General features: G+C 39.7%; 10 protein-coding genes. 1 reads left to right on the top strand and 9 read right to left on the bottom strand.

All coding sequences use genetic code 11. The features are described from left to right. Positions 1 to 471: 471 nt before the first annotated feature. From DVW83_RS10440 to DVW83_RS10475, 8 genes are all read right to left on the bottom strand, one after another. A complete protein-coding gene (locus DVW83_RS10440) occupies positions 472 to 3,096 on the bottom strand; it encodes a calcium-translocating P-type ATPase, PMCA-type (RefSeq protein WP_174784279.1) in 2,625 nt (874 codons plus the stop codon). Positions 3,097 to 3,224: 128 nt separating this feature from the next. Further along, the gene (locus tag DVW83_RS10445; RefSeq protein WP_104661633.1) at positions 3,225 to 3,572 is read right to left on the bottom strand and encodes a 2-dehydro-3-deoxyphosphogluconate aldolase; all 348 of its coding nucleotides are present in this window, start codon (positions 3,570 to 3,572) and stop codon (positions 3,225 to 3,227) included. A gap of 47 nt (positions 3,573 to 3,619) precedes the next feature. Then, positions 3,620 to 4,903 (bottom strand): SLC13 family permease, encoded by a 1,284-nt coding sequence (locus DVW83_RS10450; RefSeq protein ID WP_137239347.1) that lies wholly within the window; start codon positions 4,901 to 4,903, stop codon positions 3,620 to 3,622. Between the two features lie 356 nt (positions 4,904 to 5,259). Beyond that, positions 5,260 to 6,168, bottom strand: coding sequence for a 4-hydroxy-tetrahydrodipicolinate synthase (gene dapA, locus DVW83_RS10455; RefSeq protein WP_137239349.1), 909 nt, complete (start codon positions 6,166 to 6,168; stop codon positions 5,260 to 5,262). Positions 6,169 to 6,301: 133 nt separating this feature from the next. Next, positions 6,302 to 7,426, bottom strand: a complete 1,125-nt coding sequence (locus tag DVW83_RS10460; protein ID WP_104661379.1) for a sialidase family protein — start codon at positions 7,424 to 7,426, stop codon at positions 6,302 to 6,304. An 82-nt stretch (positions 7,427 to 7,508) separates the two neighbouring features. Beyond that, entirely contained in the window at positions 7,509 to 8,537 is a 1,029-nt protein-coding gene (pdxA, locus tag DVW83_RS10465; protein WP_104661377.1) for a 4-hydroxythreonine-4-phosphate dehydrogenase PdxA, read from the bottom strand. Positions 8,538 to 8,565: 28 nt separating this feature from the next. Then, complete coding sequence (locus DVW83_RS10470) at positions 8,566 to 9,723, bottom strand: iron-containing alcohol dehydrogenase (RefSeq protein ID WP_104661376.1); 1,158 nt, start codon at positions 9,721 to 9,723, stop codon at positions 8,566 to 8,568. Positions 9,724 to 9,743: 20 nt separating this feature from the next. Beyond that, the gene (locus tag DVW83_RS10475) at positions 9,744 to 10,967 is read right to left on the bottom strand and encodes a four-carbon acid sugar kinase family protein (RefSeq protein WP_104661375.1); all 1,224 of its coding nucleotides are present in this window, start codon (positions 10,965 to 10,967) and stop codon (positions 9,744 to 9,746) included. A gap of 181 nt (positions 10,968 to 11,148) precedes the next feature. On the opposite strand from DVW83_RS10475, the gene DVW83_RS10480 reads away from it, so the two are divergent. Further along, a complete protein-coding gene (locus tag DVW83_RS10480) occupies positions 11,149 to 12,924 on the top strand; it encodes a sigma-54-dependent Fis family transcriptional regulator (RefSeq protein WP_104661374.1) in 1,776 nt (591 codons plus the stop codon). Positions 12,925 to 13,664: 740 nt separating this feature from the next. Here the strand turns inward: DVW83_RS10480 and sstT are convergent. Continuing rightward, on the bottom strand, positions 13,665 to 14,939 hold the full coding sequence (gene sstT / locus DVW83_RS10485; protein ID WP_137239351.1) for a serine/threonine transporter SstT: 1,275 nt from the start codon (positions 14,937 to 14,939) through the stop codon (positions 13,665 to 13,667). Positions 14,940 to 15,276 lie beyond the last annotated feature (337 nt).

Below are 15,276 nucleotides of genomic sequence, written 5' to 3' on the forward strand. Positions count from 1 at the left end.
TAAGAAGCTCTGTTGTCTCATTCTTTAAAAACGAATAAACGGTGGTAGCAGAATCGCCTTCTTCTTATTTCTCGGAGTTAAACATTTCTGTCCCAGCCTCATTATCCACTGGACCGCTAAAAATTTGAGATGAAGTCTAATCATTTTAGACTTTTTCAACCATCTATTTTCAACCCATTACAATATAGCCATTTTCTTTACTCTGAACTATTTTTTTGATAAAAAAGAACCTGGGACAAAAAGTAAGAAATACTTTTGTCTCAAGCTCTAGATACGTATAAACAGCAGAAGCACTCTTGCGAAAGATAAGACGTAATCCACAAAAATTTGAAAAACAAATCTCTGAATTTCTTCTTATTTGTCCGAATTAAATACTTCTGTCTCGACCTTTTCATGATTATAATAGATAGATCAAATTCTCCATATATTCTACTGTCCTATTCGATGATACCATGTTTTTTTCATTAAATTTTACATTGAAAACTCTCTATTATCTGAAACCTGTAATTCTTTGCTACGAAAAGCTTTGGTTATTTCGCTAACGATCAGCGGCACTAATGATAGCAAGATCACGATCAACCACTCCATGCCTGTAAGGCTTTGAACTTTGAAGATTTCTTGCAAGAATGGAATGAACAAGACAGCTAATTGTAATGCTAAGCTAACCAAAAAGGCTTTGTTCATGGCACTGTTAGAGAACACACCAATGCTGAAGATGGAACGTGTTTCACTACGTACAGCAAATGCTCGGGTCAATTCACCAAAGACAAGTGTGGCAAACGCCATTGTGTTTGCCGTACCATCGGCGATGTTCGGATTAGACAAGACATATTCCCCTAACCAATACGCAGCCAAGGTGATGACTCCGACTAGCACACCATAAAAAATCATGCTAGCAGCAAAACCATCAGCAAAAATACTTTTACGGGAATCGCGAGGTTTTTGTTTCATCACTCCTGGTTCCATTCCTAACGCCAATGCAGGCAATGAATCAGTCACAAGATTCAACCATAGTAGTTGGATCGCTACCAATGGCATTTGATGGAAATTCAAAGCGGTAGCAACGAAGATGGTGATGATTTCACCGATATTACAACTCAATAGGTACTGAATCGATTTTTTGATATTTGAGAAGATTCCTCTTCCTTGTTCTACAGCATGGACAATCGTTGCAAAGTTGTCATCCGTCAAGATCATATCTGCAGCACCTTTCGCCACATCTGTTCCAGTGATCCCCATTGCACAGCCAATATCAGCAACTTTCAAGGCTGGAGCATCATTGACACCATCACCGGTCATCGCAACGACCATGCCATTGGCTTGCCAAGCTTTAACGATCCTCATTTTATGTTCTGGAGAAACACGGGCATAAACAGAGTACTTTGCTACTTCTTCTTCCAGCACTTCTTGCGGTATCATGTCTAATTCTACCCCTGTCATCGCAAGATCTCCTGAACGGAAAATAGCTAATTCCTTGGCGATTGCAACAGCAGTCAATTTATGGTCACCTGTGATCATAACTGGGCGGATCCCTGCATCATAACATTGAGCGACCGCTTCTTTGACTTCTTGACGAGGCGGGTCGATCATCCCAACTAGTCCAACAAATGTTAATTGGTTTTCGATATCTTCTGAGAATAATTCTTCTGGGATCTCAGTGATATCTTTATAAGCAACACCTAGTACCCGCAAAGCATTCGACGCCATATCCGCATTTTTAGCAGCAATCTTTTGTGCATCTGCTTCACCGATCGTACAACGATTCAATAAAACATCCGGTGCCCCTTTTACCATGACGCGATAGCCTTGTTCAGTTTTATGGATCGTACTCATCAGTTTACGTTCCGAATCAAAAGGAATTTCGGCCACACGTGGCAAACTTGTTTCTAACTCATTTTTGTCTAATTTTTCTTCATATGCTTTACTTACAAATGCCGTTTCTGTAGGATCACCGGTCACACGGAACTCACTACCGTCAACAGTCAGCTTAGAATCATTACATAATGCTCCGATTGCTAACAACTGTTCTTGTGTTACATTGCCGTAAACGAAAGTTTCAACTACCGTCATTTTATTTTGAGTCAGTGTTCCTGTTTTATCGCTACAGATTACTGAAGCAGCACCTAACGTCTCAACAGCAGGTAACTTTTTGACAATCGCATGACGTTTAACAAGACCTTGCACTCCTAAAGCTAACACGATCGTTACGATCGCTGCTAGACCTTCTGGAATAGCAGCTACGCCAAGAGAAACTGCCATCATGAAAATTTCTAGGATTGGGCGACTATACAAAATACCCACGACAAACATCAAGATACAGATACCTAAACAAATGATCGATAATAATTTAGAGATTTCTGCCATTTTACGTTGTAATGGAGTCGTATTATTATCTTCTGAGATCAACATATTCGCGATTCGACCAACTTCGGTGTTCATTCCTGTGTTAGTGACTACGCAAGTTGCACGACCATTAGTGATTACAGTAGAGGAAATCAGCATATTCTTACGATCGGCTAAAACCGTATCATCAGGTAATCCCTCTAATGCTTTTTTATTCACCGGAACAGATTCTCCCGTCATGGCAGATTCATCTGCTTTTAGATTTGCTGCTGACAAGATCCTCACATCTGCCGGTACTAAATCGCCAGCTTCTAATTCAATGATATCTCCTGGGACCAACATCGCTGTTTCGATATGTTCCATTTTTTTATTACGGATAACTTTAGCCAATGGCGCCGACATTTTTTGCAATGCTTCTAAAGATTTATTGGCATTGTTTTCTTGAGAAATCGAAATGATCGCGTTGATCACCACAATCAGCAAAATGATGACTGAATCAGTCCAATCTTTAAATCCGCTGGAAACATATGACAAGAAAGCGGCGATCAACAATACGATGATCATTGGATCTTCTAATTGTCCGATCACTTTTTTCACTATACTTTCTTTCTTTTTAACATCCAATTCATTTCTTCCGAAAGATTGCAGTCTCTTTTCGGCTTCTTGACTGGATAAGCCTTCTTTTACATCAGTATCCAGTGAGCGCAAGACTTCCTCTTTCGATTTGGTAAACCATAGTTCCACTACTTCCATCTCCTCCAGTTTCATTGTTCCTTAACCTTTTTTACCATCCGCTCATTCTTTATCAAAAAAGTATCATAGCAGAACAAAATTTCTTTCTACTATGACTGGTATTCGATAAGGAGAAAATCGTAATGTTTTTACTTTCTTAAGATATGAATAGCAAATCCGCCAAACTCTCCGGCAAGATATATGTTCTTTAGTTTGTTTTCTTCGTCATAAGCTGCTGTCTCCATATTGAAGGAAAGCCCTTTAGCTTTCAGCTCTGCTACTGCACTTTCCAAATTGGCAGTCTGCATAGCAATATGTCCATTTTTTCCTAAGAAAGGAGATTTCATACATTCAAAATAATCACCAGCAAATTCTGATTTTTGTCCATGTCGCGGTGTCAAATTAAAGATCATACTCAATTGTTTTGCAAGTTCTTGCGCTTCGGTCTCATTCTCCATATTGATACCAATATGTTCTAATTCAAAGTGATTTTCCATTGTCTTACACCTCTTTCATGATAGTTGTTCTACTGTGTTTTCCATTGTTACATTGGAAACATCAAGGTCGCTCCGACTGTTACAAAGATGAGACGAATAAAATATTGGGGGATCGTGAATTTCCAGAATTGAGCTGCTGTATACTTGCCTGTTCCTAAAATCATCGCTGGCATTCCATCAATTGGCAAGAAGTGCCCACACCAACCTGCCATAACGATGGCACAAGCTGCCGCAGTTGGGTCTAACCCTAAGCTTCGACAAGTGGCGATTGCTAATGGTGTAAATACATAGACAGTTCCTATGGTCGAACCTGTCAGCGTAGCCAATAGACTAGTTAAAATACAGAATACTAAGATCATCACAAATGGATTCACATTGTCTCCCAACATACCAGCAACAGAGGTCCCAACTAGATTGGTCAATCCAGTGCTACCTAATGCATCCGCCACACCAATAACACCAGCAGACATCAAGATGATTGGCGCACTGATTGCATTGCGGATCTCTTTGAAATCTAAGACACCGATCAATAAAATCACGGCAACAGACAAACCCGCCATTGCGTAGCCGGCATCGCCAATTTTACTTTGTAGCAACATACCAATCACTGCAAAAATAAACACGCCATAAGTGGTTAGTTCTTTCCATCTTGGCAACTGGGAAACGTTCTCATTTGTGTTGACCACATCCACATCTTTGCATTCTTCTGAGGTAGGGTGATCAGGAAGAAATTTATACTGAATGATACAGTTGACTAAAAAGCCCATGGATAAAAACAAGTTAACAATTGCAAATTTGAAAACAGAAACTTCTGTCATGATTCCGGCAGAATTTAAGACGGCGATCACGATTCCATATTGTAACGCTGTATTGAAAGGAATCAACGGGTGATTCGTCGCGAATCCTGCCGTTATGATCACTTTTGATGGTGGTAATTTCTCCGAATAAGGCAATGTCGATAACAATCCAAGTGTCAATACATAATAAGCAGTTGACCCTGTGCCGAACAAGCTACATCCTAACATCACTACCAGAATGATGAGAATATAAGACTTGAAGCCACCTTTGTTCGCCATCGAAAACATGGCTTTTTTAAAAAAGACAATAAAATTGGTCTTCTCCAGAGCGGCAATAATCGCCATGAACTCAGCCAACATGATGATGGTCGAATTTGAGAAACCGGCAAATGCGCCTTTGATATCAGTAATACCAAAAATGACTAACAACAAACAAGCAAATAATGGCGCTGCCCCGAAGGGAATTCTTTCAATCATTACTAAAACAATCATTACTACGGTAATTGCTAATGCAATCATCATTTGAATAGTCATTGTGTCCTCCTCTAGTCATATGCATAAGTAGTAGAAGAGGATGACATAGGCTAAAAAGAAAAAATACAAAGGATCACTATTTTCTGGAACAGGTAGAATTGCAGCGTGGGACAAAAGTAAGAAACACTTTTGTCTCATTCTTTAAAAACGGATAAACGGTGGGAGCAGAAGCAACTCCTTCTTAAATCAGCCAAAATTCACAAAAATTTGAAAAACAATTTTCGATAATTTCTCGGAGTTAAACACTTCTGTCCTAGGCTCTTCCTGTTCAGACAGTCTTCGTATTCACTTATGTCACATATCTCTCTTCCCACTGCTTTCACCTACAAACAAGCAAATAAATGCTTATAAACTTCTTAGCGCATGCCTTTTGCTGTGGTTTCCTCTAATACTTTTTTCAGTGCCTCGATGCCTTCTGTTGGAATCTGATTGAATGGCGCACGGCATTTTCCTACATTATTTCCAAGTAACGCTGCCGCAGTTTTAACGATTGTATTGGGATTACCATATTTGAAGCAGTTTCTGAAAGCTTGAATACTTTCATTCGCCGTTTTTGCTTCCTCGACCTTGCCCTCTACGAACAGATCATAGATTGATGCCATTGTTTTCGGATAGACATTGGCACAACCAGCAATACCACCAGTTCCTCCTGCTAACAACGTCCAGATGATCAACTGATCATTTCCTGACAGCGTGTAGAATTCTCCATTTGTTTTTGCTTTTCCTGCATCGATATACCCTAAAATATTGGCAAAGTTTCCGCTTGAATCTTTTGCTCCAATAATATTTTCGATTTGCGCAAGACGAGCAACTGTTGTTGGTGCGATGGCATTGCCAGTTCGAGCAGGGATATTATAAAGCACGATCGGCATGTCAACTGCTTCGGCAATCATTTTGTAATGCGTGTAGATTTCTTCTTGACTAGCTGCTGCAAAACTTGGCGCAATGATCGACAAAACATCTGCACCAACGGCTTGTGCCATTTTACTTTGGGCAATCGTTTCTTTTGTAGAGATTGCTCCTGACCCTGCATAGATCGGTACTCGACCTGCCGTTTGATCGACTACGACTTCTAAAACAAGTTTTTTCTCCTCAGCAGATAAAATATAGCCCTCGCCATTTGTACCAAAAGGAAAAATCCCGTGGATACCATTATCGATCATGCGGTCTACTTGGTTACGTAATTCATCAAAATTGATGGTTTCATCCTCATACATTGGGGTCAAAATAGGGCTGATGATGCCTTTTAATTCGATTGGTTTCATAGTAATTTTCTCCTCTTTTTTCAATGGAATACGGTTTCATTTCTATTATTTGACAAACACTTGCGCTACCTCCGTTTGTCGGAGGCAGGACGCATTTGTCGACTGATTTTCTATTAGTAATTTATAACTCTGGTTATTTCTCTACCCCTTCACCTGAGGTTGGATTGTATATGCCGACCGCTTCTCTTTTTTCACCAAACAAATCTGCGACAGTAAAGCGGACATACTTTACACAGATCCGATTGCGATAGGCATAAACAAGATGTAAGTTCCCTTGACTATCTTGATAAAGGGTTGGGTATTCATGTTGTGAATTATTGGTTTTGTTTTCAACGCCGATGTAGCCTTCTGCAGCTTCAAAAACCCGACCAATCGGCCATGTCTTGCCAAAGTCTTCACTTATGGAGACAGCAACTGGATTTCGCAAGCCCGGCCAAGCAACTTTCCCAAAAGCCGCATGAGGTGCTGAATTGACATTATAGGCCAACGCAATTTCCCCAGTTGCCAGTTTGATGGCACTAACACTGGCATTATTATTCGGTAAAACAGTTGCTTCTGGCACGCTCCAACTATCACCAAAATCAAAGGATTCACTGCTATAGACAAAATCAGCAAAGCGGCTTCTCATGAAAGCAACTAAATGACCAGATTCCATTTCCACGACATTTGCATGAACTCGACCATTACTATCTGGCATACGTACAGCCTGCCATGTTTTTCCTGCATCATCTGATACTTGGAACTCTGTCGGGTCATTCGTCAATCCATCAGCTGAATCTTCACACAACCATGTACTGTAAAGCCAACGACCATTACTTAGGATCTGGATTCCTTGTCGTCCAAACGTGCCCTCTTTGTCAAATAAAACTTCTGGCTTTCCCCATGTTTGTCCTTCATCAGCTGATTTTTGTACCATGATGATCGAAGTAAACTGCATATTGTCTTTTCCTTCTTGACGGCTAACTTGAGAAGTATAGATCAGCCAAATCTTGCCATCTGGTGCTCGGAAGAAAGAAGGATTTTGTTCACTGCGGTCTACACCTTCTGAGACAGTGACAGGAATGGACCATCTTTGTGTTTTTGGATCTAACTTCGAGACGACGATCGAGATATCGCCACTTCCTTCAAAGCTACCTGCAAACCACGCACACAACATCCCGCCATCCGTAGTTTCGATCAAAGCAGGTGCATGAGCCGTGTTGTTGCCTCCAGTTGGGATCAGACCAAAATCAACATTTAAAAATGCATCTCGGTACATGACGCCATTTGGCTCTGATTGTCGTACTTGTTCTAAATGTGTCAACGTATTTCTCCCCCTAAAATTTATGTTGTGCTAGTGCTTATTTTGTGTGTTCTGCCAGACGAATAGCGTAGTCGATTGCATTTTCTAAACTGGCTTCGCTAGCTGTCCATTTTCCTGCTTGGTCAAAGGCCGTTCCATGATCCACAGATGTACGAATGATTGGCAAATTCAACGTGATATTGACCCCTTGCACAGCTTTCCAGCTTTGTGCTTCTTGATCGTAGACGAACCCTAAAAGTTTCAAAGGAATATGTCCTTGATCGTGGTACATGGCTACGACAATATCGTACATACCGCCATTTGCTTTTGAGAAAAGGGTATCAGCAGGTAAAGAACCAGATACATCGATTCCTTCCTCTTTAGCTGCTTCAACTGCAGGATTGATCTCCTCGATTTCTTCACGACCGAACAACCCATTTTCTCCACAGTGTGGATTCAATCCAGCGACTGCGACACGAGGATTTTCAATCCCTAAATCTTTACAAGCTTGATTTGCGATACGAATCACATCTAGTACACGTTCTTTGGTTGCTCGGTCACAAGCTTCCCGTAAGGACACATGTGTAGACACATGGACTACCCGCAAATTACCATCCGCCAACATCATCGTATATTTATCCGTACCTGTCAGATCGGCATAGATCTCGGTATGTCCGGCATAGTGATGTCCGGCAGCATTCATTGCCTCTTTATTCAATGGATTCGTTACTGTCGCATCGATTTCTTTTGCTAAAGCTAACTCAATAACCTTCTTCACATATTGAAAGGCCGCATCGCCTCCCACATCAGAAACTTCACCAACTTGGAAGTTTGCCATGTCCACGATCTTCAAATCGATCAAGTCGATCGTCCCAAAAGTATAGCTCCCCTCTTTTGGCTGACTGATCACATTCACAGCCACAGCTAATTCGGGATGTTCTGCTAGATAGTGATCAATGACACTTTTATCTCCAACTAACAAAGGGTTACATTTATCATAAAGTGCCGGTTCTGCAAAAGCTTTGAGGGAGATTTCAGGTCCGATTCCTGCAGGATCTCCCATCGTAATGCCAACGATTTTTTTCATGACATGCTTCATCCTTTCTGGATTCAAATTATAAGATCTGCAGATAGATGGCACGAGCATCTTCTGGTGTAACTTCCCGTTTGTTGTTGACAAGTAAACGAGTCACTTCCATTCCAGCTGCTACTAAGTCATCCAAGTCTTCTTCTGGGACATTGAATGTTTTAAGACTCGTTGGAATCTCTAAAACTTTGACGATTTCATCCAGTTGGCGGATCATATAGCCTGACTTCTCGTCGATAGACCACTCTTTATGACCATCTTTGATCACACGATCATACGCAACAGCTAGTAAATCTTTGATTGCTGGTTCATTGAATTTCATGACCGGTGTCAACAAAATCGCATTTGATACACCGTGGGCAATATGGTATTTTCCCCCTAGAGGATACGATAATGCGTGTACCGCTGTAGTTCCAGATGCCGTGATTGCTACACCTGCGTAAAATGAACCTAACAGCATCTTACGTTTTGCGTCCAATGCTTCTGGATCTGTGCAGGCTTCAATGATATTGTTCATGATCAAATCAAGCGCTTCTAGCGCAAAGGTATCACTGATTGGATTCGCTTTTGCTGAAGTAAAACATTCAATCGCATGACATAACGCATCTACACCTGTGGCAGCTGCAATTGGTTTTGGTAGATTTTTGATCATTCGTCCATCCAATAACACGAAATCAGCGATCATTTCAGGATTGACGATCCCGATTTTCAAGTCTTTTTCTGGCACTCCCACAATCGCATTCGGGGTAGCTTCAGCGCCAGTTCCAGCAGTTGTTGGAATCATCAAACTTGGCACTTGTTTTTTCGCTAATAATGGATCATCTAACAAATCTTTGACTGTATAGTCATCTGTTGCTAAGATCGAAGCCAATTTTGCAACATCCATCACTGAACCACCTCCAACAGCGATGACTAAGTCAGCCGCTTCTTTCTTGAAGGTATCGATCACTCCTTGCGCTTCATGATAAGTTGGTTCTGCAGGAATATCAGAAAGAACCGTGTAATCGATTCCTGCTTTTTCAATAATCTGGATTGGCAGATCCACCAAACATAACCCCAAAAGACCTTTGTCTGTGAAAACAACGATTTTATGGACACCGTTGCTGATGATTTCTTCCAATTGTTCGATGGCATGTTCTCCTGCCCGAATATTCTTTGGCATTTTCAAACTGTAATCTGTTAGCATAATAGTTCCTCCTCAATCCTTTAGTACAACCTAATTTCTTCAAACAATTCTTCTGTCCCAAAACCGCCTGATTTTGTGATCACCTGCATTTCTTCACTATTCCATTCAATGGCAGACAAAACAACGCCAGGTTTGATCTCCGTCAGAGGCTTGATCCCAGTCACACCCAAAACAGTCATCGCTTGGAACAATGTATCGCCTCCTGTAAACAAGAAGGTATTCTCCTGATGTTGTGACCATAGTGCTTTCGTTAACTTTCCAAGTGATTCTCCTATTCTAAACCGACATACATCCGCAAATAAATCCTTTTCTTCACTATAAGTCACAATTTCAGCGGTTGTTTGGTCACTGTATGTTTCAAAAATCACCAATGGCTGTGTTTCCATCAATTGAAGGTACTCTTTGATCTCATTTTTCCCTACGCTTGCTTCCCAATATGTAGGATCTAATAATTGTTGCGCAGTTAACGAGATTCGCGGATACTCTTTCTCGACATACTCAATTTGTTTTTTTGTAATTGGATTGACACTCCCGCAAACAACTATCACCGGTTTTTGTAATTTGTATGCTACTTCTTTACCGTCAGGAAATAATTGTTGCGCTAAGATCTTGGCAAACCCAGCACACCCTACCGTCACACCCAAAAGATTTTCATCTGCTAAACGCTTTGCATGAGTCAGCAACATGTCATCTGTCTGTGCATCAAAAATCACTACGCCTTTTTTTGGTAAATCCTGCTCTTTAACTAGCACCGACTCAATTCCCGCCTCCGACTGCAAACGCCGCATCACATTGCTTTCAGTCACAGGTTCATAAGGATCTTTTGCAAAAACACTTTCTGATACCAAAACATCTTCTATATATAAATGCCCATCAATCACCACCCGATTCATCTCAGGATATGCGGGTAAAAAAGGTACAGGCGCTTGTTCACTCGTGTCAAGAATCGCTTTTAGCTCAGCGCTGATATTTCCTCTTAATGCTGAATCTACTTTTTTATAAATAAATGGAATCTGGGAAACTTTTGCATCTTCCAAAATCTTTTTTGTCTTCTCATATGCCTGCTCAAAAGTCAGATGTCGACTCTCGGTATTGAGAACTAACACTTCGATTTCCTGTGGAAGTGCGTCATATTGGACGACTGTTTCCGTAGAGACCAATGTCTGGATACCTTGTTTCGAAAATTGGACCCCAGTATCCAAAGCTCCTGTAAAGTCGTCTGCTATAACTAACAACTTTAACATCTACTCACCACCTCCTACTTCATGGTTTGATTATAGTTGGAATAATAAAGCGTTCACATTCTAAAAAAAGCAAAAAAACGTTTAATTTAGAAACGTTTTCTTAAATAAATATTCATATTTAATTTTTACATGGTATTATTGTTCATATACGAAACAGTCGTGTGATTTAGGGAGGAAAAAAATGAAACGAAAGATTTTAGGCATTGCGCCTTATGAAGAATTGAATCATTCCATGCATATTATCAGTGAACAATATCCCGAAGTGGAAACAACCATCTACACAGCTGATTTAGTTGAAGGACAAACCCTTGCTGCTGAACTGTATACCGATGGCTATGATGCCATCATCTCCCGAGGAGGAACCGCCAAACTGATTCGTCAAGTCGTTTCTTTGCCGGTCATTGATGTCTCATTGTCCATTTATGATGTACTAAGCTCGATTCGGTTAGCTGAAAACTATACCAACAATTTTGCGATCGTCGGCTATCCCAGTATCACCGAAAAAGCTCATTTACTCTGCGACCTTTTGGGCTACAAGATCGAGATCCATACGATCGATGAAACACTTGATGCGGATGCGCTCCTTGATACATTAGTAGATAAAAACTATGAATTGATCTTATGCGATGCCATCACTAATCACATCGCCCTCTTAAAATCTCTTAATACGATTTTGATTACTTCGGGATTTGAAAGTATCAAAAGTGCCTACGAAGATGCATTATCGATCATTGATCACGTGGAACAAGTCAAACACAAAAAAGAAATCATGAAAAAAGGAATCATGAGTCAACACCAAGAACTACTGCTCTACGATGCTGCATATACCATTGAATTTTCAACCTTGGTGCCATCTTTTTCAGAAGAAATCATCAAAGTCCTCAAGATGAAACCAGAAAAAAAAGAGATTCATCATTATTCCCGCACTCAAAATAGATATGTGACCTTAACAATAAAATCCTATACTGTTGATCGACAAAAATATTTTAGTTGTTTCATTCATAAGAACAGTGCGCCACCAGTAACCAATAAACCAGATATTTCCTATCAGAAAAAAACTGAAGTCGCCGATAGTTTCGCAAAAAAACTGTTTTTTTCCCAGTTTATCCCTGAACGAATCAAACATGAAATCAAACAATATGAGCCTTACTATTCTTCCTATCTTATCTTTGGCGAAAGTGGCACTGCCCAAAAAAATATCGCTTACCAAATTTATCTTGATCAGACAAAAAATACCAACTACCTGATCTCGATCAATTGTAAACTCATTACAGACAAATTATGGAAGTTTTTGGTCAATGCCACGAATGGTCCATTTGTGGATATCCACAATACGATTTTCTTTGAAAACGTCGAACAATTAAGTGCATCAGCAACCGAACGCCTCGTCACGTTGATCAAAACCACCAATGTACTCAACCACAATCAGTTGATCTTTACCTATGACAGCAATAAAGCAACAGACCAGACGATCTTCAATCGACTAGTAAGCCAATTAAACTGTGCAAAGATCTATGCACCCGCAATTCGAGAACGCAGAAATGAATTAAGCATCATCACAACTTTGCTCTTGAATAAAATGAACATCGAATGCACAAAAGAAATCATGGGCTTTGAACCAAAAGCTCTCGAATTATTTCTAGCTTTTGACTGGCCTGGAAACTTCGATCAGTTGCAATACTGTATCAAAGAACTTGTCGTCGACGCAAGCACCCATTATATTTCGGAACACCAAGTCACAGAATTGCTGAACAAGGAACGAGTGGTCCAAAACTTCACTAATCTCAAGGATCACTTTACCGTCAAAAGTCCCTTGCATCACCCCACTTTGTTTGACTATACCAAAGAAATCATTTTACATGTATTAGACCAAAATGAGGGCAACCAAACAAAAACAGCCAACCAATTGGGTATCAGTCGAACAACATTGTGGCGTTATTTAAAAGAAGAAAGTTAAAAAAGTCTGAGCGTGGGACAAAAGGAAAATCCTTTTGTTCCACGCCTCTACCAAAACTTGTATAGTACTGAGTAATCATTTAGTTTGTGAAGAATTAACAAGAAAATATTTTTCACTATATTTTAAATAATTAATTCAAAAATTATTGATTCTAATTCTTCCATTTTTTTTCACATCCATTAATAAGCCATTTTTTTATTAATAAAGACGATGATTGTTTTATCTAAGCTGTTAACACAAAAAATCTTTAACAAAAATCACTCTACCCAAGATAGTTATGGATTCTTAGTACTGCTTATTTTTTAGAACACGATGAACATGAACTATCAAACAAAACCATTTTAGTCTAGCTTCATCGAAGTTCCTAGATATTTTTTATTTCAAATACATATATTTCTTCACAACTAAAGCCTTAAAAATGGAGTTTAACGTCTTTTTTAATCCTATATACTCTTTTTTATTTTGTTCATCTCCATCCTAAAAAAAATTACTTGGTTATATTTTTTTCAAAATAAAAAGAGGTTGAGACAAAAGTGTTTAGTATCAAGAAATAAGAAGGAATTTCTGACAATTGCTTCTCAAATTTTTGGTAAATTTCTGCTTATTTTCCGAAGATGCGACGTTTGTCTCACCGTTTATCCGTTTTTAGAGATACTAAAAGAGACTGAGACAAGTGTTGTCCCAGTCTCTTTTTGTTTTCGGTCGATCACCACTCCAGAAAATCAATCAGAGAAAAGCAATCAGTTTGAGTTACTTAAGGAATCTTTTAAGGAGATTGCTTCTCCGTTACGTTTCCGCGCGCTTAATTCCCCAATCGCTGTGAACAACAGATCACTAGATGAATTTAAAGCTGTTTCTGCCGAATCTTGGATCACACCGATAATAAATCCGATACCTACGACTTGCATCGCAACCTCATTAGAAATACCGAACAAGCTACAAGCCAAAGGAATCAATAACAATGAGCCACCTGCAACACCTGAAGCTCCACAAGCAGCAATGGCAGCCAATAGACTAAGAATCAATTTTGAAGCAAAAGACGCCTCGATCCCTAATGCCTGTACCGTCGTCAATGTCATCACGGTAATCGTTATAGCAGCGCCCCCCATATTGATGGTTGCTCCCAATGGAATTGAGATTGCATAGGACTCCTTCGTTAACTTCAATCGATCGGCTAACGTCATATTGATAGGAATATTGGCTGCCGAACTGCGTGTAAAGAAGGCAGGAATCGCACTTTCTTTTAAGCAAAAGAAAATCAACGGATAGGGATTTTCTTTGATGAATAAGAAAGTCAAAAATGGATACACAACTAAAGCGACAAACAACATGGTTCCTACTAATACCAGAACTAGTTGAAGATATTCTGCTAATCCAGATACCCCTGTCGTTGCGATCGATTGATAGACCAATCCTAGAATACCGACCGGCGCAAATGCAATGATCAGCTGCACTACATGTGACAAGGCTACAGAAACTTGATCCACGACTTCTTTCGTTGTTTCCGAACGACTACGTAAAGCCAGCCCTAACAAGACAGCCCAGAACAAAACTCCTAGATAATTTGATTCAATGATTGCTTGAATCGGGTTTTGTGTCACGTTAGTCAACATCGTAGATAAGACACTGCCGATATTTTGTGGTGCCTTTTCAGTGACCTGTTCCTGCAAGGTGATCGGAATCGTAACCATCGAACTAACGATTACTGCAACTAATGCAGAGAGGAACGTGCCACCTAAGTATAAAAATAAAATAGGTTTGACATAGGTTTCATTTCCAACTTTATGTTTTTCAATCGAAGCTGCTGTCAGAAAAAATACTAAGAGAGGCGCAATGGCTTTTAAGCAACTAACAAATAAGGTTCCCAGTATGGCGATAAATGTCCATGAGGGCAAAAAAATACCAACTATAATACCAACTACGATACCGCAACCAATTCGTTGAACTAAAGACATATCCAAAAACTTATCTAACAAATCATCACCCCTATAATAGTTTAACTTCCATTTTAACATCTCTAAAATAGAAATAAAAGATGAACTTTCTAAAAATTCAAACTATTAAAGAGGCTGGGACGGAAGTATTTAACTCAGAGAAAACAGAAATTTTAAACGGATCACTATTAGGATCTACATGTATAAGTCCGATTACCTCTGGTCTAAACCATTAGCCACCCAATTACTTATAGTTTCTTCCCAGACCTTATACTTTTTATTTTTATCTCCTTCAATTGAACAAGTTACTGATACACCATCGTCATCCACTCCTAAATAAAAGTCAAGTCCATAATCCTGTGTAAAATACTATACAATGTTTTACCGGTCTCTCATTGATCAAACTTAATATATTTTC

Source organism: Enterococcus sp. VV15 (assembly GCF_005236045.1).
GTDB lineage: Bacteria > Bacillota > Bacilli > Lactobacillales > Enterococcaceae > Enterococcus_B > Enterococcus_B durans.

What these genes read in the sequence shown, in the direction of transcription:
- DVW83_RS10440 (WP_174784279.1), bottom strand. Translation starts at nt 3,096, where the DNA reads ATGGAAGTAGTGGAACTATGGTTTACCAAATCGAAAGAGGAAGTCTTG.
- DVW83_RS10470 (WP_104661376.1), bottom strand. Translation starts at nt 9,723, where the DNA reads ATGCTAACAGATTACAGTTTGAAAATGCCAAAGAATATTCGGGCAGGA.
- DVW83_RS10450 (WP_137239347.1), bottom strand. Translation starts at nt 4,903, where the DNA reads ATGACTATTCAAATGATGATTGCATTAGCAATTACCGTAGTAATGATT.
- dapA (WP_137239349.1), bottom strand. Translation starts at nt 6,168, where the DNA reads ATGAAACCAATCGAATTAAAAGGCATCATCAGCCCTATTTTGACCCCA.
- DVW83_RS10480 (WP_104661374.1), top strand. Translation starts at nt 11,149, where the DNA reads ATGAAACGAAAGATTTTAGGCATTGCGCCTTATGAAGAATTGAATCAT.
- DVW83_RS10475 (WP_104661375.1), bottom strand. Translation starts at nt 10,967, where the DNA reads ATGTTAAAGTTGTTAGTTATAGCAGACGACTTTACAGGAGCTTTGGAT.
- DVW83_RS10460 (WP_104661379.1), bottom strand. Translation starts at nt 7,426, where the DNA reads ATGTACCGAGATGCATTTTTAAATGTTGATTTTGGTCTGATCCCAACT.
- sstT (WP_137239351.1), bottom strand. Translation starts at nt 14,939, where the DNA reads ATGTTAAAATGGAAGTTAAACTATTATAGGGGTGATGATTTGTTAGAT.
- DVW83_RS10445 (WP_104661633.1), bottom strand. Translation starts at nt 3,572, where the DNA reads ATGGAAAATCACTTTGAATTAGAACATATTGGTATCAATATGGAGAAT.
- pdxA (WP_104661377.1), bottom strand. Translation starts at nt 8,537, where the DNA reads ATGAAAAAAATCGTTGGCATTACGATGGGAGATCCTGCAGGAATCGGA.